This is a genomic window from Allobosea sp. TWI1241 (assembly GCF_039673065.1).
Classification (GTDB): domain Bacteria; phylum Pseudomonadota; class Alphaproteobacteria; order Rhizobiales; family Beijerinckiaceae; genus Allobosea.
In genome coordinates this window covers 1-21,259 of record NZ_JBDJKW010000018.1, presented here as the reverse complement: position 1 = coordinate 21,259, position 21,259 = coordinate 1, and the positions used below count along the sequence as shown (strand labels likewise).

At 70.4% G+C, this 21,259-nt stretch carries 20 protein-coding genes; 11 read left to right on the top strand and 9 right to left on the bottom strand.

Features of this window, described 5'->3' with window-relative positions:
- Positions 1–168: 168 nt before the first annotated feature.
- The 3 genes from ABE438_RS18240 to ABE438_RS18230 all read left to right on the top strand — a co-directional run bounded on the left by ABE438_RS18240 (position 169) and on the right by ABE438_RS18230 (position 3,400).
- On the top strand, positions 169–1,110 hold the full coding sequence (locus ABE438_RS18240) for an AraC family transcriptional regulator (protein WP_346504092.1): 942 nt from the start codon (positions 169–171) through the stop codon (positions 1,108–1,110).
- A 117-nt stretch (positions 1,111–1,227) separates the two neighbouring features.
- Positions 1,228–2,514 carry an MFS transporter gene (locus ABE438_RS18235; RefSeq protein ID WP_346504091.1) on the top strand — a complete coding sequence of 429 codons (1,287 nt, stop codon included), beginning with the start codon at positions 1,228–1,230 and terminating at the stop codon, positions 2,512–2,514.
- A complete protein-coding gene (locus ABE438_RS18230; RefSeq protein ID WP_346504090.1) occupies positions 2,507–3,400 on the top strand; it encodes an amidohydrolase family protein in 894 nt (297 codons plus the stop codon). Before ABE438_RS18235 ends, ABE438_RS18230 begins: the two co-directional genes overlap by 8 nt.
- An 85-nt stretch (positions 3,401–3,485) precedes the next feature.
- On the opposite strand, the gene ABE438_RS18225 is transcribed toward ABE438_RS18230, so the two are convergent.
- The 5 genes from ABE438_RS18225 to ABE438_RS18205 all read right to left on the bottom strand — a co-directional run bounded on the left by ABE438_RS18225 (position 3,486) and on the right by ABE438_RS18205 (position 7,509).
- Positions 3,486–3,725 carry a YdcH family protein gene (locus tag ABE438_RS18225; protein ID WP_346504089.1) on the bottom strand — a complete coding sequence of 80 codons (240 nt, stop codon included), beginning with the start codon at positions 3,723–3,725 and terminating at the stop codon, positions 3,486–3,488.
- Between the two features lie 135 nt (positions 3,726–3,860).
- Positions 3,861–4,628 (bottom strand): LamB/YcsF family protein, encoded by a 768-nt coding sequence (locus tag ABE438_RS18220; RefSeq protein ID WP_346504088.1) that lies wholly within the window; start codon positions 4,626–4,628, stop codon positions 3,861–3,863.
- On the bottom strand, positions 4,625–6,127 hold the full coding sequence (locus ABE438_RS18215; RefSeq protein ID WP_346504087.1) for a tripartite tricarboxylate transporter permease: 1,503 nt from the start codon (positions 6,125–6,127) through the stop codon (positions 4,625–4,627). Before ABE438_RS18215 ends, ABE438_RS18220 begins: the two co-directional genes overlap by 4 nt.
- A gap of 7 nt (positions 6,128–6,134) precedes the next feature.
- Positions 6,135–6,548, bottom strand: coding sequence for a tripartite tricarboxylate transporter TctB family protein (locus tag ABE438_RS18210; protein ID WP_346504086.1), 414 nt, complete (start codon positions 6,546–6,548; stop codon positions 6,135–6,137).
- A 28-nt stretch (positions 6,549–6,576) separates the two neighbouring features.
- Positions 6,577–7,509 (bottom strand): Bug family tripartite tricarboxylate transporter substrate binding protein, encoded by a 933-nt coding sequence (locus ABE438_RS18205; RefSeq protein ID WP_346504085.1) that lies wholly within the window; start codon positions 7,507–7,509, stop codon positions 6,577–6,579.
- 134 nt (positions 7,510–7,643) lie between these two features.
- Here ABE438_RS18205 and ABE438_RS18200 point away from each other — a divergent pair, with 134 nt between their 5' ends.
- Positions 7,644–8,576: a LysR family transcriptional regulator gene (locus tag ABE438_RS18200; protein ID WP_346504084.1), complete on the top strand. Its 933-nt coding sequence runs from the start codon at positions 7,644–7,646 to the stop codon at positions 8,574–8,576.
- 5 nt (positions 8,577–8,581) lie between these two features.
- Here the strand turns inward: ABE438_RS18200 and scpA are convergent, their stop codons facing one another.
- The 4 genes from scpA to ABE438_RS18180 all read right to left on the bottom strand — a co-directional run bounded on the left by scpA (position 8,582) and on the right by ABE438_RS18180 (position 14,154).
- Entirely contained in the window at positions 8,582–10,747 is a 2,166-nt protein-coding gene (gene scpA, locus ABE438_RS18195; RefSeq protein WP_346504083.1) for a methylmalonyl-CoA mutase, read from the bottom strand.
- Positions 10,744–11,565, bottom strand: coding sequence for a bifunctional hydroxymethylpyrimidine kinase/phosphomethylpyrimidine kinase (gene thiD / locus ABE438_RS18190; protein WP_346504082.1), 822 nt, complete (start codon positions 11,563–11,565; stop codon positions 10,744–10,746). Before thiD ends, scpA begins: the two co-directional genes overlap by 4 nt.
- Position 11,566: 1 nt before the next feature.
- Positions 11,567–13,480, bottom strand: coding sequence for a methylmalonyl-CoA mutase subunit beta (locus tag ABE438_RS18185; protein ID WP_346504081.1), 1,914 nt, complete (start codon positions 13,478–13,480; stop codon positions 11,567–11,569).
- 287 nt (positions 13,481–13,767) lie between these two features.
- Positions 13,768–14,154 carry a DUF2267 domain-containing protein gene (locus tag ABE438_RS18180; RefSeq protein WP_346504080.1) on the bottom strand — a complete coding sequence of 129 codons (387 nt, stop codon included), beginning with the start codon at positions 14,152–14,154 and terminating at the stop codon, positions 13,768–13,770.
- 148 nt (positions 14,155–14,302) lie between these two features.
- Between ABE438_RS18180 and ABE438_RS18175 the strand changes: the two genes are divergently transcribed.
- The 7 genes from ABE438_RS18175 (at position 14,303) to ABE438_RS18145 (ending at position 21,176) form a co-directional block, all read left to right on the top strand.
- Positions 14,303–15,841: a helicase HerA-like domain-containing protein gene (locus ABE438_RS18175; protein WP_346504079.1), complete on the top strand. Its 1,539-nt coding sequence runs from the start codon at positions 14,303–14,305 to the stop codon at positions 15,839–15,841.
- A gap of 103 nt (positions 15,842–15,944) precedes the next feature.
- Entirely contained in the window at positions 15,945–17,327 is a 1,383-nt protein-coding gene (locus ABE438_RS18170) for a dipeptidase (protein ID WP_346504078.1), read from the top strand.
- The gene (locus ABE438_RS18165; protein WP_346504077.1) at positions 17,324–17,905 is read left to right on the top strand and encodes an LOG family protein; all 582 of its coding nucleotides are present in this window, start codon (positions 17,324–17,326) and stop codon (positions 17,903–17,905) included. Before ABE438_RS18170 ends, ABE438_RS18165 begins: the two co-directional genes overlap by 4 nt.
- Positions 17,906–18,092: 187 nt before the next feature.
- Positions 18,093–18,488 carry a hypothetical protein gene (locus tag ABE438_RS18160; protein WP_346504076.1) on the top strand — a complete coding sequence of 132 codons (396 nt, stop codon included), beginning with the start codon at positions 18,093–18,095 and terminating at the stop codon, positions 18,486–18,488.
- Entirely contained in the window at positions 18,430–19,731 is a 1,302-nt protein-coding gene (locus ABE438_RS18155; protein ID WP_465248635.1) for a DNA-packaging protein, read from the top strand. Before ABE438_RS18160 ends, ABE438_RS18155 begins: the two co-directional genes overlap by 59 nt.
- Positions 19,732–19,806: 75 nt before the next feature.
- Entirely contained in the window at positions 19,807–20,979 is a 1,173-nt protein-coding gene (locus tag ABE438_RS18150) for a phage portal protein (protein ID WP_346504075.1), read from the top strand.
- A complete protein-coding gene (locus ABE438_RS18145) occupies positions 20,976–21,176 on the top strand; it encodes a hypothetical protein (protein ID WP_346504074.1) in 201 nt (66 codons plus the stop codon). The genes ABE438_RS18150 and ABE438_RS18145 overlap by 4 nt, the downstream gene beginning before the upstream one ends.
- Positions 21,177–21,259: the final 83 nt, after the last annotated feature.

The window sequence follows — 21,259 nt, the reverse complement described above, 5'->3', positions numbered from 1 at the left end:
TCCGGAAATGCCCGGCGCGGCCGTCCAGCCTTGCCCTCTCGGAATGGCGGCCTTCCGTGGCGGCGAACGACGCGGGACCGGCAGCCTGCCGCTGCGGCAGATGGCCCGTGGCGGCGAGTGCGTTGAAATTTCCGGCAACATCGGGCTTGATGCGCCCCGAGCAGGCCCATGCGACGCCCCGTCGCCACCCACCTGCATGTTGACGACATGCGGCTAGATCCCATCAAGCACGCCGAGCTGGTGACAGGCCGGCCCCAGTCCGCGCTGATCGATCTCTGGTCCCGCTCCGGCTTCGCCGCGGCGGTTAGCGAGGTCGACGGGCCGCATGTCTACGCCTATGGCGACCTGCCGTGCTCGACGGTGGCGATCACGCTCTACGACGTGCGCCGCCATGTGCTGATCGAGAACGGGCATGTCCGCCGCGACGGGCGCGTGAAGGCCGGGCGTTTCCGCATCGGCGTGCCGGGCCGCGACGTGCTGGTCGACGCCGTCCCGGATGTCAGCTCCGGCAAGCTGCTGATCCTCTATCTCGGCGACGCGCTGCTCGGCGAGATCGGCGCGACGCGCGGCGGCGGGCCGGTCGAGCTGATGGATCGCGCCTGGGACGTCGAGGACCCGCTGCTGATGCTGGCGGCGAGCCGCATCGTCGAGGCGAGCGCGGCCGCGGCTTCAGGGCATTCGCTGCTGGCCGATCAGCTCGCCTATACGCTCGCGCTGCACGTCTCCGACCGCTACGCCGTGCCGGTGAAGGGCGGGGCGGAGCCAGACCTGCCCTTCGACCGGCGCATGCCCGGGCGCGTCGTCGAGATGGTCCGCAGCGACCCCGCCGCCGACATCTCGCTGGCCATGCTGGCGCGCGAGGCCGGCCTGACGCCGTCGGGCTTCATCCGCGCCTTCAAGCGCAGCACAGGCGTGACGCCGCACCGCTTCATCCTCGAAGAGCGCATCCGCATCGCGCAGGCGCTGCTCTCGGGGACCGAGCTGCCGATCGCCGAGGTCGCGCTGGCGACGGGATTCTCCTCGCAGTCGCATCTGGGCACGACCTTCCGGGCCATCGCCGGGATCAGCCCCGGCCGCTGGCGGCAGGAGCGGCTGCGGCCGATTTTCTGACAAGACACCGCCCGTGGCCGGCCGGGCAGGCCGATTTCCCGGAAGACGCTCCCGCGCCCCTGCCGCACTCTCCCGCGCGATTATGTCCCGCAAAGGCCGGGACGAGGGAGGTTGCCCATGTCGACACCGACGCAAGCCGTCGCGCCGATCGAAGATACGAGCCTGACCGGCTTCTACAAGGACATGACCGTTCCGGAACGCCGCACGTTCTGGGCTTGCGCTACCGGCTGGGCGCTCGACGGCATGGATTTCATGATCTACCCGCTGGTGATCGGCACGATCATCACGATGTGGAAGGTCGAGGCCGGCACCGCCGGTCTCGCCGGCACCGTGACGCTGCTCGCCTCGGCGCTCGGCGGCTGGGGCGCCGGCTATCTCTGCGACCGGATCGGTCGTGTCCGCACGCTGCAGATCACCATCATCTGGTTCTCCTTCTTCTCGCTGCTCTGCGCCTTCGCCCAGAATTTCGAGCAGCTCCTGGTCTTCCGTGCCCTGCTCGGCATCGGCTTCGGCGGTGAGTGGGCAGCCGGCGCGGTGCTGATGGGCGAGACCATCCGCGCCCAGTATCGCGGCCGCGCGGTCGGCTCGGTCCAGTCCGGCTGGGCGGTCGGCTGGGGCCTTGCCGTGCTTGCCCAGGCGGCGCTGTTCTCGCTGCTGCCGCCCGAACAGGCCTGGCGCTGGATGTTCGCCCTCGGCGCGCTGCCGGCGCTGCTGGTGTTCTACCTGCGCACCTATGTGAAGGAGCCCGAGGTCGCCGCGCAGACCCGCGCCAAGGCCGCCGCCACCGGTGATCGTCCCTCGATCACCGAGATCTTCCAGGGCCCGATCCTGAAGACGACGATCCTCGCCTCGCTGGTCGCCACCGGCTGCCAGGGCGGCTACTACGCCATCACCTTCTGGGTGCCGCGCTTCCTGACCACCGAGCGCAACCTGTCGATCGTCACCTCGACGGGCTATCTCGCCGCGCTGATCATCGGCTCCTTTGCGGGTTATCTGGTCGGTGCCTGGTTCTCGGACCGCTATGGCCGCCGCAGCCTCTTCCTGACCTTCTCGCTCGGCGCGATGGCGGTGGTGCTGGCCTATACGCAGCTGCCGCTCTCCAACCAGATCCTCTGGGTGCTCGGCTTCCCGCTCGGCTTCTTCGCCTCGGGCTATTTCTCGGGCATGGGCGCCTTCCTGACCGAGCTCTATCCGACGCGCCTGCGCGGCTCGGGCCAGGGCTTCTGCTACAATTTCGGCCGCGGCATCGGGGCGCTCTTCCCCTTCCTCGTCGGCTTCCTGTCGCAGACGACCTCGCTCGCCAACGCGATCTGCATCTTCGCGGTCGCGGCCTATGCGGTGTTCTTCCTGGCGGCCTATGCGCTGCCCGAGACCCGCGGCAAGGTGCTGCACGTCGATGGCTGAGACGACGACCACCGCGGCCCCGGTCTGTCCGGGGCCGGCGCCCGCCGCGCACGGCCCGTCGCGCTATCGCGTGCCGGCCGGCGCGGTCGACACCCACGCCCATGTCATCGGCCTGCCGCCGGACTACCCCTTCGTGGAGGGGCGCAGCTACACCCCGCCCGAGGCGACGGCCGAGCAGTATCTCGCCATGCTGGACGGAACCGGCATGACCCATGGCGTGCTGGTCCAGGTCAGCGTGCACGGCACCGACAACCGCCTGATGCTCGACACGCTGCGCGCCAACCGCCAGCGCCTGCGTGGCATCTGCGTGATCCCGCTCGGCCTGCCCGACCGGGAGCTGGCGGCGATGCAGGAGGCCGGCGTCGTCGGTATGCGCCTCAACGTGCTCTATGGCGGCGGCATCGGCTTCGAGGCGCTCGGCTCCTATGCCGCGCTCGCCAAGGAGCTGGGCTGGCACCTGCAGTTCCTGGTCGGCGCCAGCGATCTCGTACCGCTGGCCCCCATGCTGGGCCGGCTCGAAGTGCCATTCGTCATCGACCATTGGGGCCATTTCCCCGTGTCGCGCGGGCTCGACGACCAGGGCTTCCTCACCATGCTGTCGCTGTTGCGCGACGGCGGCTGGGTCAAGCTCTCGGGCGCCTTCCGCAACTCCGTCGCCGGCTTCCCCTATGCGGATACGACACCCTTCGTGCGCAAGGTGCACGAGGCGGCGCCCGATCGCTGTCTCTGGGGCTCGGACTGGCCGAACGTCGCCAACTGGAAGCGGATGCCGAATATCGGCGAACTGCTCGACCTGTTCGGCGACTGGGTTCCGGACGAGGCGGCGCGCAACCGCGTCTTCGTCGACAATCCCCACCGGCTCTACGGCTTCGGCAAGGGCGCCTGAGCGCCCCACCGGGACACCGTGCAAAACGAAACGGCGCGGAGGCCATCAGGCTTCCGCGCCGTTTTTTCGATCTGCGGCGGCTGCCTCAGGCGCGGGCGAGCGCCTCGCCGATCGCGTCCTTGAGTTGCAGCCGCGTCTTGCGCAGCGCCACCTCGGCCAGTTGGTCCACCGGCTCGACATTGGTCTCGGCCAGATGGATGCGGTCGTTGACCTCGTCATATTGCGCGAGCAGGCGCGCGAAGATCGGGTTCGAGACCTTCAGCCGGTGGATCGCGTCGGCCTGGCCGGGGAATTCCTCGGCGAGGGTGTGCGGCGTGTTGGACATCTCGGTCTCCGTGAACTGGCGGTGCTTCCACCCCCAGTTCTAGCGGGCCGTGCCGAAGCGGACATTGATCTGCCTCGTGGCGGGGCAGGGCGGGCGGCTGCTATCCTCGCCGGCCTGCCCGGCCGCCGCGCGTCCTCAGGCCAGGAGTTCCGGCAGCGGCACCACGGCGACGCCGGCGGCCGCCAGCCTCTCGCGCACCACCCGCATCACTGGCACGGCGGTGGGCTCGTCGCCATGGATGCAGAAGGTGTGCACCTCCGCCGGGATGCGCTTGCCCGAGGTGGTGATCAGCGCCTTCTCCTGCACGATGCTGAGGACCTGCCGGGCCGCCTGCTCGGGATCGTGGATCACGGCATCCGCGCGCTCGCGCGAGGCCATCTTGCCGTTGTCGTCGTAAACGCGGTCGACATAGGCCTCGTTGGCGACGCGCAGGCCGAGCTGCTGGGCGGCCTTGGTCATCTGCGAGCCGGCATTGGCGACGTAGATCAGCTCGCGATCCGCCGCCTTGATGCCGCGCCCGATCGCCAGCGCGTAGTCGAGATCGTCATGCGCCATGTTGTTGAGCGCGCCATGCGGCTTCACATGCGTGACCTTGGCGCCGTTGGAGCCGGCGAGCGCCAGCAGCGCGCCGATCTGGTAGGTCACCAGATACTCCAGGTCCTGCGGCCGCATGCGGATCTGGCGGCGGCCGAAGCCCCAGATGTCGTTGAAGCCGGGATGCGCGCCGATCGAGACGCCGTGCTCCAGCGCCAGCTTGACGGTGCGCACCATGATGCTCGGATCGCCGGCATGCATGCCGCAGGCGACGTTGGCCGAGCCGATCAGCGGCATCAGCTCGGTGTCGTTGCCGATGCTGTACTTGCCGTAGCCCTCGCCGATATCGGCGTTGATGTTGATCTTCACGTGTTGTCTCCGGAGAAGGCGGCGCGGCCGCGGGCGCGCACCGAAAGCAGGCTGCCGACGATCGCCACGGCCAGGATGGCGAGCGCGATCGGATGGTTCAGCAGGGCGGAAGGCTGGCGGTCGGTGATGATCAGCGCCTGGCGCAGCGACAATTCGAATTGCGGGCCGATCACGAAGCCGATCAGGAAGGTCACCCGCGAATAGTCGAAGCGGTGCATCAGGTAGCCGAGCACGGCGAAGCCGATCATCACCTGCACGGCGAAGAGCGAGCGGCCCTCGAGATAGGCGCCGACGACGCAGAGCATCACCACGACCGGGATGATGATCTTGGCGGGGACCCGCGTCAGCTGCGCGAAGGCGACGAGCCCGACGCGCCCGACGATCAGCATCAGCACGGCGGCCGTCAGCATCGTGCCGTAGATGCCGTAGACCAGCCGCGCATGCTCTTCGAACAGACGCGGGCCGGGGACCACGCCGTGGATGGTCAGCGCCGCGATCAGGATCGCCGCCGAGACGCTGCCCGGCAGGCCGAGCGCGAAGAGCGGGATGAAGCTCGCCGGAACCACCGCATTGTCGGCGGTCTCGGCCGCCGCCACGCCCTTGAGCTCGCCCTCGCCATAGCGCTCGCCCGGGCGGGCCAGGCGCTTGGCGATGCCGTAGGAGGCGAAGGAGGCGACGCTCGGCCCGAGGCCGGGAATGATGCCGATGACGGTGCCGATCACGCTGGAGCGCAGGAAGGTCGGCAGGACATGGCGGAACTCCGCCCAGCCGAAACGGTCCTCGGCCGTGCGCTTGACCGTGACCGCCGCCTCGTCGCCGCGATTGGCCAGGAGCTCCTCGGTCTGGATGATCATCTCGGCCAGCGCCAGCATGCCGACGGTGACCGCCAGCAGCGGCACCCCGTCCATCAGGTCGACCTGGTCGAAGGTCATGCGCGGCGTGCCGCTCTCGATGTCGAGCCCGACGGTGGCGACCAGCATGCCGAAGACGCCGGCGATCAGGCCGCGCGCCAGCGAGCTGCCGGCCAGTGCCGCGATGAAGGTCAGGGCCAGCATCATCAGCGCCGTCATCTCGACCGGGCCGATCTTCAGGGCGAAGCGCGCCAGCGGCAGGGCGAGCAGGATCAGCGCCAGCGTGCCGATCACATCGCCGATCACCGAGCCGTAGAGCGCGGTCTGCAGCGCCTGCCTAGCCTTGCCGGCCTTGGCCAGCGGATAGCCGTCCAGGCAGGTGACGGCGGCGTTGGGCTCGCCAGGAACGTTGATCAGCACGGCGGTGGTGGCGCCGCCGGCACCGCTCGCCTTGGCGATGCCGATCAGGAAGCCGACCGCGCTGACGGGGGTCATGTAGTAGCTGAGGGGGATGGCGATCGCGAGGGCGGCCGGCCGGTTGAGGCCGGGCAGAACGCCGATGACGTAGCCCAGCAGCACGCCGATCAGCACGAAGCCGATCGTGGCGGGTGCGAGCGCGTCGCCGAAGCCGAGAAGCGCGTCTTGCATGGGAGGATCAGCCAAACACGAGCCAGAAGACGCCGCCGCAGGCGAGCGCCGTCACCAGGATGGGAAGCGGGCGCCGCTCGCCGAGCACGAGCAGACCGGCGGCGCTGGTCACGGCCGCCGCGGCGCCGACCCCGGCGAAGCGCAGCACGACCGCGCCGAGGATCGCCACCGCCAGGACGCGGCCGAGCGCGCCGAAGCCGCCCTCATAGGCCGGCTCCTGCCGCCGCGTGACGAGGCGCAGCACGCCGTCGCCGAGCACGAGCAGCAGGATGACGCCGGTCAGCGCCGTCGGCAGGAAGGCCGGGGAGAGGCCGAACCCGCCCTCGCTGGTCTGGGTCGGGATGACCCAGACCAGCATGAGCAGGCAGGCGCCGGCGAGAACCAGCGTTTCCGCCAGCTGCGAACCGCGTGAGCGCATCATCTGAGGGCGTCTCCAGCCCGTTCCGGCCTTACTTCGCCGCCTCGATCAGCTTCTTGAAGCCGGCGCTCTGCTCGGCGATCGTCTTGGCGAGCGCGTCCCCGGTCGCGACGAAGGGGTTGAGGCTGCGCTTCTCCATCAGCGAGATGATCGACGGATCGGCCGCCGCGGCGGCGAAGGCGTCGTTCAGCGTCTTGGAGACGTCGGCCGGCAGACCCTTGGGCGCCACGAACAGGATCAGGTTGACGCTGGACAGGCCGTAGCCGAGCTCCTTCAGCGTCGGCACGTCGGGCAGGCCCTTGAGGCGGTTCTCGCCGAGCACGGCCAGCACCGAAAGCTCGCCGCTCTTGGCCTGCGGATAATAGGCGCCGGAGCTGTAGCCGAGCGGGGCATGGCCGCCGATGACCTGCGTCACCACCTCGGCGCCGCTGCGCGTCGGCACCGGCACCATCTGCAGGCCGGTCTGCTTGGCCAGCGCGGCGGTGATCATGCGGTCGAGCGAGGTGCTGGAGGCATAGGTGGTCTTGCCGCCGGCCTTGAGCGCATCGATCGCCTCCTTCAGCGTCTTCCAGCCGCTCTTCGGCAGGGCGATGAAGGCTTCCGGGAACTCGCCGGTCGCGGCGACATAGCTGAAGTCGTCGACGCCGAAGGCGAGCTTGCTGACCTGCGGGTCGAGCGTGATCGTGGTCGAGGTCGTGGCGACGAGATTGTAGCCGTCGGCGGCCTGCTTGGTCAGCGCCGTGGTCGCGACCGCGCCGCCGGCGCCGGCCTTGTTCTCGATGATCACGGGCTGGCCGAGCTTCTTCGACACCAGTTCCGCGACCGCGCGCGCCACCACGTCGGTGGTGCCGCCGGCGCCGAAGCCGACGGTGACGGTGATGGGCTTTTCCGGCCAGGCGGCCTGGGCCGCGCCGTGCGTCAGGCCGAGCAGCGCCGCAGCGACGACCGCGATCCGAGTGCGCATGATGATCTCCCGAGAGGTTGTCATTGGTCGATTGTTCCCCCGCCGATGTTCGGCTTGGGACCATTGCGCAACGCCGGCGTTCGGGTGTCCAATGCAATCTTGGGAGATTGTCTGATGCAGGAAACGCATAAGCCGTGAAGGACCTGAGAAAACTCCGTTTTTTCGTTGCGATCGCCGAGGGGATGCACCTGTCGCGCGCGGCGGAGGCGCTGAACATCAGCCAGTCGGCGCTGTCGCGGCAGATTCAATCGCTCGAGGACGAGCTCGGCTTTCGCCTGTTCGACCGCATCGGCAAGCGCCTGACCCTGACCGCCGAGGGCGAGGACCTGCTGCCGCGCGCGGCGCGCCTCATCGAGGAGGCAAACGCGCTGACGCTGCGGGCCGAGTCGGTGGCCCGCGGGCGCGTCGGCCATCTGCGCCTGGGCGCCACCGCGCAGACCATCGCCTCGCTGATCGCGCCGGCGCTGATCGACTTCCGTGCCGGCCATCCCGGCATCGAGATCACGCTGGCCGAGGCGCCGAACCGCGCGCTGCTCGAGATGGTCGAGCGCGGTGCGGTCCACCTCGCCATCGCTACCCCGGACGATCTGGCGAGTTTCGAGGCGCGGCCGCTCTTCATGGCGAGCCTGCTCGCCTATCTGCCGCCGGACGATCCCCGGCACCATCTGGCGCAACTGCCGGTGGAGGCGCTGGTCGACGCGCCGCTGCTGCTGCTGCGCCGGGGCTTCATGACGCGCGATCTCGTCGACGAAAGCTTCCGCACCGCCGGCATCCGCCCGCGCATCGTGCTGGAGAGCGACAGCCCGCACGCGCTGGTCGCCATGGTCTCGGCCGGGCACGGCATCGCGATGCTGTCATCGGCGGCGGCGCGCGGCATCCACGCCTTCCAGCCGGTGCCGCTGACGCTCGCCGGCGCGCCGATCCGCCGCCAGGTCTCGGCGGTGTGGAACCCGCTGCGCCACCGCCCTGCGGCACTGCCCATGCTGGTCGAGGTGCTGCAGGCGACGGCGCAGGCCGGCATGCTGCGGCCCGACATGCTGACGCCGGGACCGCGTGCCGGGGCCTGAGCCGGCTATTCCGCCGCGCTGCGCTGCGCGTAGCCCAGGCGGGCGTTGAGGTCTTCCAGCAGCTTCTCCGCCGCGTCGGCGATCACCGTGCCGGGCGGGAAGATGGCGCTGGCGCCGGCCGCGATCAGCGCGTCGAAATCCTGCGGCGGGATCACGCCGCCGACCACGATCATGATGTCGGGCCGCCCGGCCTTGGCCAGGGCCTCGCGCAGCTCCGGCACCAGCGTCAGATGGCCGGCCGCCAGCGAGGACACCCCGACGATGTGCACGTCGTTCTCCACCGCCTGGCGCGCCGCCTCGTCGGGCGTGGCGAAGAGCGGGCCGATATCGACGTCGAAGCCGAGATCGGCGAAGGCCGAGGCGATGACCTTCTGGCCGCGATCGTGCCCGTCCTGGCCCATCTTGGCGACGAGGATGCGCGGGCGGCGCCCGTCGGCCTCCTCGAAGGCCTCGCACATCAGCTGGACGCGCGTCACCGCCGGGTTCATCTCGCCCACCTCCCGCTTGTAGACGCCCGAGATCGCCTTGATCTCGGCGCGGTGGCGGCCGAACACGGTCTCCAGAGCCATCGAGATCTCGCCGACCGTGGCCTTGGCGCGCGCCGCCTTCACCGCGAGGTCGAGCAGGTTGGCGTTGCCGCGGGCGCCGTTGGTCAGCGCCGTCAGCGCGGACTGGACCTCGCTCTCGCTGCGCTCTGCACGCAGGCGCCTGAGCTTGTCGAGCTGCTGGGCCCGCACCGCGGCGTTGTCGACCTTGAGGACCTCGATCGCCGCCTCGTTCTCCGGCTTGAAGATGTTGACGCCGATGATCGCCTGCTGGCCGCCGTCGATGCGGGCCTGCGTCTTGGCGGCCGCCTCCTCGATGCGCAGCTTGGGAATGCCGGCCTCGATCGCCTTGGCCATGCCGCCCAGCGCCTCGACCTCCTGGATGTGACCCCACGCCTTGGCGGCGAGCTCGGCGGTCAGGCGCTCGACATAATAGGAGCCGCCCCAGGGATCGATGATCCGCGTGGTGCCGCTCTCCTGCTGCAGCAGGATCTGGGTGTTGCGGGCGATGCGGGCCGAGAAGTCGGTCGGCAGCGCCAGCGCCTCGTCGAGCGCGTTGGTGTGGAGCGACTGGGTATGCCCCTGCGTCGCCGCCATCGCCTCGATCATGGTGCGCGGCACGTTGTTGAACACGTCCTGCGCGGTCAGCGACCAGCCGGAGGTCTGGCAATGCGTGCGCAGCGGCAGCGACTTCTCGTTCTGCGCCCCGAAATCCTTGACCAGCTTGGCCCAGATCAGCCGGGCGGCGCGCATCTTGGCGACTTCCATGAAGAAGTTCATGCCGATCGCCCAGAAGAACGACAGGCGCGGCGCGAACACGTCGACGCCCAGCCCGGCGCGCTGGCCGGCGCGGATGTATTCGACGCCGTCGGCCAGCGTATAGCCGAGCTCGAGATCCTGCGTCGCACCCGCCTCCTGCATATGATAGCCGGAGATCGAGATCGAATTGAACTTCGGCATGTTCGCCGAGGTGTAGGAGAAGATGTCGCCGATCACCCGCATCGAGGGGGAGGGCGGGTAGATATAGGTGTTGCGGACCATGAACTCCTTGAGGATGTCGTTCTGGATGGTCCCCGACAGCTTCGCCGCCGGCACGCCCTGCTCCTCCGCCGCGACGATGTAGAGCGCCAGCACCGGCAGCACCGCGCCGTTCATGGTCATCGACACGCTCATCTGGTCGAGCGGGATGCCTGAGAACAGCGTGCGCATGTCGTAGATCGAATCGATCGCCACGCCCGCCATGCCGACATCGCCGCCGACGCGCGGATGGTCTGAGTCGTAGCCGCGATGGGTGGCGAGGTCGAAGGCGACCGAGAGGCCCTTCTGCCCAGCCGCGAGGTTGCGCCGGTAGAAGGCGTTCGAATCCTCGGCCGTGGAGAAGCCGGCATATTGCCGGATCGTCCAGGGCTGGTTGACGTACATCGTCGGATAGGGGCCGCGCAGATAGGGCGGCAGCCCGGGCAGCGTGTCGACGAAGGGCAGGCCGTCGCGGTCGGCCGCGCCATAGAGCGGCTTGACCGGGATGCCCTCCGGCGTCAGCCAGTCCTCGCCGCCCGCCGTCGGCTCAGCGCCATGGGCGCGCGCCGCGGCGAAGGGAATGGTCGTGAAATCCGGGATCGCTGTCATGGCCGTCTCCCGTCCTGCCTGTCCCACCAGTGATGGAAATGATGCACCGGTCCGTGGCCGTGGCCAACCTTGACCGTATCCGAGGCCGCGATCGCCGCCGAAATGTAGCGCTTCGCCAGCACCACCGCCTCGTGCAGCGGGATGCCGTGCGCCAGCCCCGCGGCGATCGCCGAGGACAGGGTGCAGCCCGTGCCGTGGGTGTTGAGCGTGTCGAGCCGTGGCGCGACGAGGCGCTCGCTGCGCCCGTCATGCGTCGCCAGGATGTCGACGCTGTCCTGGCCCTTGCCGTGCCCGCCCTTGACCAGGACGTTGCGCGGGCCGAGCGCCAGCAGGGCGCGCGCCTGCTCGCCGGCCTCGTCCTCCGTGCCGGCCGTGGCGGTGCCGAGGATAGCTGCGGCTTCCGGCAGGTTGGGCGTCAGGATCGTCGCGAGCGGCAGCAGGCGCCGCTTCAGCGCCTCGACCGCGTCCTCCTGCAGCAGGCGCCCGCCCGAGGCTGCGACCATCACCGGATCGAGCACGATATTGCGGGCGCCATGGCGCTCCAGCCCATCGGCGACGGTCTCGATCAGCTCGGCCGTCGCCAGCATGCCGATCTTCACCGCGTCGACGGCGAGATCGTCGAACACGGCGTCGAGCTGGGCGGTGACGAAATCGGTCGGCACCGGGTGAATCGCGGTCACCGCCTTGGTGTTCTGCGCGGTGAGCGCGACGATGACGCTCGCGCCATAGACCTGATGGGCCGCGAAGGTCTTGAGATCGGCCTGGATTCCGGCGCCGCCGCTCGAATCCGAGCCGGCGATGGTGAGAGCGATAGGCATGTCAGGTCCTGTTGGTCGTCGTCAGCGCCAGGGCGTCGCGCAACTGGGCGAGCACGTCGCCGCCCATGGCGACGAAGGCTTCGATCCCGGCTTCCCTGAGCGCGGCTTCCTGCTCGCCGGGGCGTCCGGCGAGCCAGATCGTGGCGCCCGCGGCCTTGAGCGCCCGCGCGGCCGCGATCCCTTCGGCCGCATAGTCGTCGTCGGAGCCGCAGAGGCAGGCGATGTGTGCGCCCGATTGCCGGAAGCCGTCCGCCAGCGCCGCAAGATCGGTCGCGCCGTCGCTTGCGAAGCCGGCCCCGACCGGGGCGGCGAGACCGCCGGCCTCGAACAGGTTGCGCGCGAAGGTGGCGCGCGCCGTGAAGCCGGCGACCGGGCCGAGCGTCGCAAGGAACACGCTGGGCCGCGTGCCGGCGGCGGTCGCGATGTCGGCTTCCGCCCGCAGTGCCTCGAACGGCTCGGCCAGGCGCATGCTCGGCAACGCCTCGACGCGGATCGCGGCCTCGGGCGCGTCCTGTCCCGGTGGCGTCGTCGGCTCGGGCAGGAGCACCTGCACGCTCGCCTCGGTGAGATTGGGGAATTCGCTGGTGCCGGTGATCGGCAGGCGGCGCGTCGCGACGGCCTTGGCGCGGACCTCGCGCTCGCGGGCCAGCCCGGCCTGGGCATGGCCGTTGGCGAGGGCGGCGACGATGCCGGTCATGCCGTCCGCCGCCTGCGCCTCGAGATCCTGGAAGCGGGCCCAGCCCTGCTCGCACAGCGCCTGTGTCAGCGCCTCGAAGCCGCCGGAGCCGGCCGCCGGATCGGCGACGCGCCAGAGATTGGCTTCCTCCAGCAGGATGAGCTGGGTGTTGCGCGCGACGCGGCGGGCGAAGCCGTCGGGAAGACCGAGCGCGGCGGTGAAGGGCAGGACGCCGATCGAATCCGCTCCGCCGACGCCGGCGGAGAACGCGGCGACCGTGCCGCGCAGCAGGTTCACCCACGGATCGCGCCGCGTCAGCGCGCGCCAGGCCGTCTCGGCATGGATGAATACCGGCTTCGGGGCCAGGCCGCAGGCCTCCTGTACGCGGTCCCAGAGCAGGCGCGCCGCGCGCAGCTTCGCCACGGTGGTGAACTCGTCGGTGTCGGCGACGAGGGCAAAGGAGATCGCGTCGCGTGCCTCCGCCAGCGGCATGCCGGCGGCTTCCAGCAGGCGCAGATAATTCACCGCGGTGGCGAGAACGGCGCCGAGCTCCTGCGCCTCGGTGGCCCCGGCCTCGTGCCAGACGCGCCCGTCGGCGGCGACGAAGGGGCCTGCGAAGCCGCGGCCCTTCAGCTCGCCGATGGTCTGCGCCAGCCGCTCGCCGAGCGCCGGCAGGGTGACGGCGAGATGACCCGCGGACGCCAGAACGCCGATCGGATCGAAGCCGAAATCGATCGTCAGGGCGGCGGGATCGTGCCCGCGCCGCGTCACCAGGTCGGCCAGCAGCAGCGCCTGCTTGCGGCCGCCCGGTGCGGGGTCGAGCCGCAGCCGCACCAGATCGAGCATCACCTCGCCCAGCGTCTCGTCGAGATCGGTGACGCTCGTCGCGGTCAGGCCGAAGCCGCGGGCGGCGCGCGCGCCGGCGAAGCTCAGCGACAGCGAATCCGCGCCGCCTTCGAGGTCGGACAGGGCGAGGCGCGCGGCCTCGCCGGGCTCGGGGTGCTCGACGCGGGCCGCGACGCGCCAGCGCCCGGCGGCGGCCCGCATCGGCCGTGCGCCTGCGGGCGTCGCGGCGGGATAGAGCGGGTCGATCCGGATGCCGTCCGCGGTACGCCCGACCAGCTTCTTCTCGAAGTCGGCGCCCTTGAGCACCTTCTCGACGGCGCCGCGCCACTGCGCCAGCTCCGGCGTGGCGAAGGCATCCATGAAGGGCAGGTCAGCTGGGGCGGGTGACGACATGCGCGACGAACTCCTGGCGGCCGCCCGTATTCTGGGGCCGATGTCCTGTGATGGCCATGCCCCCGCGCGAAGGCAAGTGATCTGTTCGTCCGATGCTCACCCAGGGGAAGGATGCGTCGCCGCAGCGGCGCAAAGCGCTGGCACGTCAGGCGGATAGGCCGCCGACCGCCGCCGGGGCCATGGTCGCCGGCGGGCGGCGCGGTCCGGATATGCTCTTCCGGAATGTGCAACGCCGCCCGGAAGGGGCGGCGTTGCCGAGCGCATGCGATGCGGGCGTGGCGCCGATCTCAGACGAACTGGCCGAGGCCCGGGATGGCGCCGACGATCGCGCCCATCGCATCCTCGCCGGCCTTCTCGCGGCCGACCGCGAACATCTCCTTCGAGAGCGCCTGGATCTGCGGCATCGACAGGCCCGCACCCATCAGCTGGCCGCCGAGCGCCATCACGCCGCCGCCGCCACCCATCAGCCCGCCGATGCTGCCGAGCAGGCCGCCCTTGGCGCCGCCTTCGCCATCGGCCAGCGCCTGCGCACCGGGCAGCGCCGCCATCAGCTGGGCGATCTCGGCCGAGGGGCCTTCCTTCTGGAGGAACGCCAGGATGATGCCGACGCCCTTGCGGGCCATGGTCTCGTCGATCCCGGCGGCGGCCATGATGCGGGTGAGAAGTTCATCCATGATACGATCCTCTGAGCGGGACGATGTGGTGTCCTGCCGAATAGTTTACATATTTACTATCTCGGGGGAAGCGATCTTCCCGCTTCCTCACCGGGCCCCGTTTCGATACACCCGACACGGGTTCGCGACCGAAAAGGACAGATCGACCATGGCGGATGACGGCACGATTCTGATCGGCAAGAGCGACAAGCCGGAAGTGCTGCTGCTCAAGCTCGCCAACCGCCACGGCCTGATCACCGGAGCGACCGGCACTGGCAAGACCGTCACGCTGCAGGTGCTGGCCGAAGGCTTCGCCCGCAACGGCGTCCCGGTCTTCGCGGCCGACATCAAGGGCGATCTCTCCGGCGTCGCGGCACCGGGCGATTCCAAGCCGCCCTTCGTCAAGCGCGCCGAGGAGATCGGCATTCCCTACCAGCCCGACCAGTTCACCACGGTGTTCTGGGACGTGTTCGGCGAGCAGGGCCATCCGGTCCGCGCCACCATCGCCGAGATGGGCCCGCTGCTGCTGGCGCGCCTGCTCGATCTCAACGAGACCCAGGAAGGCGTGCTCAACATCGCCTTCCGCATCGCCGACGAGCAGAAGCTCCTGCTGCTCGACCTCAAGGATTTGCGCGCCGTCCTGTCCTTCGTCGCGGAGAACGCCTCCGAGCTGACGACGAAATACGGCAACGTCTCGACGCAGTCGGTCGGCGCGATCCAGCGCCAGCTGCTGGTCCTCGAGAACCAGAAGGGCGACCTGTTCTTCGGCGAGCCGGCGCTCGACATCGACGACCTGATGAAGACCGACCGCGACGGCCGCGGCGTCATCAACATGCTGGCGGCCGACAAGCTGATGTCGAATCCGCGGCTCTACGCGACCTTCCTGCTCTGGCTGCTCTCGGAGCTGTTCGAGCGGTTGCCCGAGGTCGGCGATCTGGACAAGCCGAAGCTGGTCTTCTTCTTCGACGAGGCGCATCTGCTCTTCAACGGCGCACCGAAGGTGCTGCTCACCGCGGTGGAGCAGGTGGTGCGCCTGATCCGCTCCAAGGGCGTCGGCGTCTATTTCGTCACGCAGAACCCGCTCGATATTCCCGATACGGTGCTCGCCCAGCTCGGCAACCGCGTGCAGCACGCGCTGCGCGCCTTCACCCCGCGCGACCAGAAGGCGGTGCGGGCCGCGGCCGAGACCTTCCGGCAGAATCCCAAGATCGACACGGCCGAGGCGATCATGCATCTGGCGGTCGGCGAGGCGCTGGTCTCGACGCTGGAGGGCAAGGGCTCGCCGAGCGTGGTCGAGCGCTGCCTGATCGCGCCGCCCATGGCCCAGGTCGGGCCGATCACCCAGCAGCAGCGGGCGCAGTGTATGCGCGATTCCGGCTTTGCCGGGCGCTACGACACGATGATCGACCGTGAATCGGCCTATGAGCTCCTGATGGAGCGCAAGGGGCTGAAGGCCGACGGCTCCCCGGTCGAGGCCGACAATGCCGGCGGTGGCGGCATCCTCGACACGATCGGCGGCTGGTTCGGCGGCACCCCGGCCGAGCGGCCGAAGACCGGCCCGGGCAGCCGCGGCGGACGCGTGCCGCCCAGCATGGCCGAGAAGGTCCTGACCTCGGCGATGCGTTCGGCCGCGACATCGGTCGGCCGGCAGGTCGGCACCGCGATCCTGCGCGGCGTGCTCGGCTCGCTCACCGGCGGCAAGCGCTGACGTCATCGCAGCCCGCCGCAGTGCCGATGCGCGCCGCCGGGACTGGCGCGGCGCGTCGGCGCTTGCATGATGGGCCATCCGGAAACAGAAGCCCGTGAGCGCCATGTCCAAGCTTCCCGCCGTCCTCGCCCGCCTCGACGCCGATCTCGAGGCCTCGCTGGCCCGTCTCTCCGCCTGGCTCGAGATCCCGTCGATCTCGACCGATTCCGCCTATGCCGCCGACAGCCGCCGCGCCGCGCAGTGGCTGCGGGACGATCTCGCCTCGCTCGGCTTCGATGCCGCGCTGCGCGAGACCGCCGGCCAGCCGGTCGTGCTCGCCCATCGCCCCAAGCCCGGTGCGCCGCATGTGCTGTTCTACGGCCATTACGACGTGCAGCCGGTCGATCCGCTGGCGCTGTGGGAGAGCGATCCGTTCAAGCCGGTGGTCAAGGAGATCGAGCCCGGCCGCAAGGTGATCGTCGCGCGCGGGGCTTGCGACGACAAGGGCCAGGTCATGACCTTCGTCGAGGCGATGCGCGCCACCATCGCCGAGACCGGCGACCTGCCGGTCGGCGTCACCATCCTCGTCGAAGGCGAGGAGGAATCGGGCTCGGTCAACCTGCCGGCCTTCATCCGCGACAATGCCGCGGCGCTGAAGGCCGGTCTCGCGCTCGTCTGCGACACCGGCATGTGGGACCGGCAGACGCCTGCGATCACCGCCTCGCTGCGCGGGCTGGTCTATCAGGAGGTCACGATCCGCTGCGCCGATCGCGACCTGCATTCCGGCCTGTTCGGCGGCGCCGCCGCCAATCCGATCCATGTGCTGTCGGGCATCGTCGCCGCGCTCAAGGATACCGATGGCCGCATCACCATCCCCGGCTTCTATGACGGGGTGGCAGAGCCCTCCGCCGAGCAGAAGCGCGACTGGGAGGAACTGGGCCTCACCGAGGCCGAGTTCCTCGGCCAGATCGGCCTGAAGCACTCGATCGGCGAGACCGGCCGCCTGCTCATCGAGCAGATCCAGTCGCGCCCGACCTGCGACGTCAACGGCATCTGGGGCGGCTATACCGGCGAGGGCACCAAGACGGTGATCGCCGCCGAGGCTTCGGCGAAGATCTCCTTCCGCCTCGTCGGCGAGCAGGATCCCGAGCGCATCGCCGCCGCCTTCCAGGCCTTCGTGCGCGAGCGCCTGCCGGCCGACTGCACCGCCACGTTCATCGCCCACGGTGCCTCGCCGGCGATCGCGGTGTCGCAGGACCTGCCGGCGCTGCAGCAGGCGCGCACCGCGCTCAGCGAGGAGTGGGGCCGCAAGGCCGTGGCGATCGGCTCCGGCGGCTCGGTGCCCGTGGTCGGCGACTTCAAGACGCTGCTCGGCATGGACACGCTGCTGGTCGGCTTCGGCCTCGATGACGACCGCGTCCACTCGCCCAACGAGAAATACGACCTCTCCTCCTTCCACAAGGGCCAGCGCTCCTGGGCCCGCATCCTCCAGGCCCTCGCATCATGAAGTCCGTCTGCATCTTCTGCGGCTCCAGCCCCGGCCTCGACCCGGTCCATGCCGAGGGCGCGCGCGCCATGGGGCGCGAGATCGCGCGGCGCGGGCTGACGCTGGTCTATGGCGGCGGCGCGGTCGGGTTGATGGGCACCGTCGCCGACGCGGCGCTGGCTGCGGGCGGCGAGGTCCATGGCGTGATCCCGCGGGCGCTGCGCGAGAAGGAGATCGGCCATAACGGCCTGACCCGGCTCGAGGTCGTCGACACCATGCACATCCGCAAGGCGCGGATGGCGGAGCTTTCCGACGGCTTCGTCGCCATGTCGGGCGGCGTCGGCACCTTCGAGGAGATCTTCGAGATCTGGACCTGGGGCCAGCTCGGTATCCACCGCAAGCCGCTGGGCTTCTTTAACATCGCCGGCTTCTACGATCCGCTCGCCGCCTTCCTCGACAACACCACGCAGGCCGGCTTCATGCGCCAGCAGCACCGCGACATGGCGATGACCGAGAGCGACCCGGCGAAGCTCCTTTATCGGATGGCCGCCTATGAGCCGCAGGCGACGATCAAATGGGTCGAGAAGGAAGAGGTCTGAGGTAAAGGGCGGATTTAGGAATTTAGTCCTTGACATCGTGACGATGATCCGCTAGAGATCGGACACGCTCACGAATTGCGTCCGAGACGTCAGGCCGCCGCGCTCCCCAGCCGGCGGCCTTCGCATGTCCGGACCTTGCTGCCTTGCCCTCGCACGCCGCCCCTGCCGGGGCCGGAGAGGAGATCACATGTCCGACGAGACCGATGACGACGCCCCGGCTCTGCCGGCGGCGAAGGGAACGCGCGTGCCGCCGGGCCGGCGGCAGGTGATCGCCAAGCTCTGGAAGGCGGCCCGCGCGCAGCTGCGCGCCCATGAAGCCCATCTCGCCGCGCTGCCGGCGGGCAAGGCGGCGAGCGAGGCCGACGCGAAGACGCTGGCGACGCTGGCCCGCACCGTGCGCGAACTCGTCGCGCTGGACGCGGCGGCCGGGGAGGGAGGACGGACCGACGATGATGCTTCCCCTGCCGGACGGCTCGCTCGTGTCGAGGCGCTTCGCGCGGAGCTGGGTCGACGCCTGGTTGGCCTTGCCGCTGCCCATACGGGCGATCCGGCTGGGGGCGATCCTGTGGACCCTGCCTCCTGAGCTGGTCGAAATCGTCGCCTATGAATGGATCCTGTTCGCGCGGCCGGACCAGTTGCCGCCGGCACGGGACTGGCAGAGCTGGCTGGTGCTCGGCGGCCGCGGCGCGGGCAAGACCCGCACGGGTGCCGAATGGGTCAAGGGCATGGCGCTGGGGCGCCCGCCCTTCACCGGGCGCGCGGCGCGCCGCATCGCCCTGGTCGGGGAGACGCAGGCGCAGGTCCGCGACGTGATGATCGAGGGCGTCTCCGGCCTGCTGGCGATCCATCTGCGCGATGAACGGCCGGTCTGGTCGCCGTCGCGCCGCCGGCTCGAATGGAGCAGCGGCGCCGTGGCGCAGGTCTTCACCGCCGAGGATCCCGAAGGACTGCGCGGGCCGCAATTCGACGCGGCCTGGTGCGACGAACTGGCGAAATGGCCGAACCTGCAGGAGACCTGGGACATGCTTCAGCTCGGCCTGCGCCTCGGCCGGCGGCCACGGCAGGTGGTGACCACGACTCCGCGCCCGCTGCCGCTGGTACGGCGGCTTCTGAGCGATCCGCTCGTCGCGGTCAGCCGGGCCACGACCCGCGACAACCGCTACAACCTCGCCGCGAGCTTCCTCACGGCGGTCGAGCGTGCCTATGCCGGCACGCGGCTCGGCCGGCAGGAGCTGGACGGCGAACTGGTCGAGGAGCGGCCGGACGCGCTCTGGACCCGCGCCTTGATCGAGGCGAGCCGCGAGCCGGCGGCGCCGCCGCTGGCCAGGATCGTGGTGGCGGTCGATCCGCCGGCCTCGTCCTCGCAGCGGGCGGATCGCTGCGGCCTCGTCGCCGCCGGTGTCGATGCGGAGGGGATCGGCCATGTGCTGGCCGACGCGACCCTGTCCGGCGCGCGTCCGCAGGAATGGGCGCAGGCCGCCGTTGCGCTCTATCGGCGGCTCGAGGCCGACGCCCTCGTCGTCGAGGTCAACCAGGGCGGCGAGATGGCCCAGGCGGTGATCGGCGAGGTCGACGCGGCCGTGCCGGTGACGCCGGTGCGCGCCTCGCGCGGCAAGTATCTGCGGGCCGAGCCGGTGGCTGCGCTGTACGAGCAGGGCCGGGTGCGCCATGCCGGCGCCTTTCCGGCTCTGGAAGACGAGATGTGCGATTTCGGGCCCGCCGGGCTCGGAACCGGCCGCTCGCCTGACCGGCTCGACGCACTGGTCTGGGCGCTGGCCCATCTGATGCTGGCCCCGAAGGGACGACCGCGGGTGAGGGGGCTCTAGTCCGCCGCGACGCCTCCCGATCCACACCACCGGCCCGGCGATTGCCCGGCCGGGGCCGTTCATAGCGAGAAACCCATGCTCAACTTTCTTCGCAACCTGCGCGGCCGTGCCGCGCCGGATCAGAAACGCTCGCGCACCGGCCCGCTGGTCGCCCTGCATGAGGGCGGGCGGCCGGTCTGGACGCCGCGCGACTATGGCGCTTTGTCCCGTGAGGGCTACCAGCGCAATCCGGTGGTGCATCGCTGCGTCCGGCTGATCGCCGAAGGGGCGGCACAGGTCGTGCTCATCGCCCGCATTGGCGGGCACGAGCGTCCGGACCATCCGGCGCTGGCGCTGATCGAGCGGCCCAATCCGCGCCAGGGCGGCATCGCCTTCCGCGAGACGCTCTACGGCCACCTGCTGGTCGCCGGGAACGCCTATGTCGAGGCCGCCTCCATTGCCGGCGAGCCGCGCGAACTGCACGCGCTGCGGCCCGACCGCATGCGCCTCGTCCCCGGTCGCGACGGCTGGGCCGAGGCCTATGAATACACGGTCGGCGCGCATGCGATCCGCTTCCGGCAGGACGAGAGCCCGCTGCCGCCGATCCTGCACCTGACCCTGTTCCATCCGGTCGACGATCATTACGGCCTCTCGCCGATCGAGGCGGCCGCCTGCTCGCTCGACGTCCACAATGCCGCCGGGGCCTGGCACAAGGCGCTGCTCGACAATGCCGCACGGCCCTCCGGCGCGCTGGTCTATGACGGGCCCGAGGGCGGCACGCTCACCGAGGCCCAGTTCGACCGGCTGAAGCAGGAACTGGAGGACGGCTTCCAGGGGGCGCGCAATGCCGGCCGGCCGCTGCTGCTCGAGGGCGGGCTCGACTGGAAGCCGCTGTCCCTCTCGCCCGCCGAACTCGATTTCGTCGCGGCCAAGGGCGTCGCGGCCCGCGAGATCGCGCTGGCCTTCGGCGTGCCGCCGCTGCTGCTCGGCCTGCCGGGCGACAACACCCACGCCAACTTCGCCGAGGCCAACCGCGCCTTCTGGCGCCAGACCCTGATCCCGCTGGTACGGCGCACCGCGCAGTCGCTGGCGCAATGGCTCGGCCCGGCCTTCGGCGACGATCTGATGCTCGAGCCGGATCTCGATGCGGTCGAGGCGTTGGCCGATGAGCGGGAATCGCTCTGGCGCCGGGTCAGCGCCGCCGGCTTCCTCGACGATGACGAGAAGCGCGAGGCCGTGGGCTATGGCCGCCGCGAGGCACGGCCGTGACCCTCGCCCAGGATGCGGTGAGCGCGATCGTCGCGCGCGGCGATCTCGGCCATCTCGGGCTTTTGCTCTGGGCGCTCTGTGCCTCGGCGCTCGCCCTGCTCGTGCTGCGCGAACTCGTCGCCGCCAACCGGCGCTTCGACGATTTCGTGCGCGAACTCAACCGCTTCAACGCCCGCTACGAGGGAGACGAACCATGAGCAAGCCCGGCGACAAGCCGCCGCCGCGCCCGGCGCCGGCGGCCCCGCGGCCCGCCGCCGTCGCGCGCGCCACGACCGTCGCG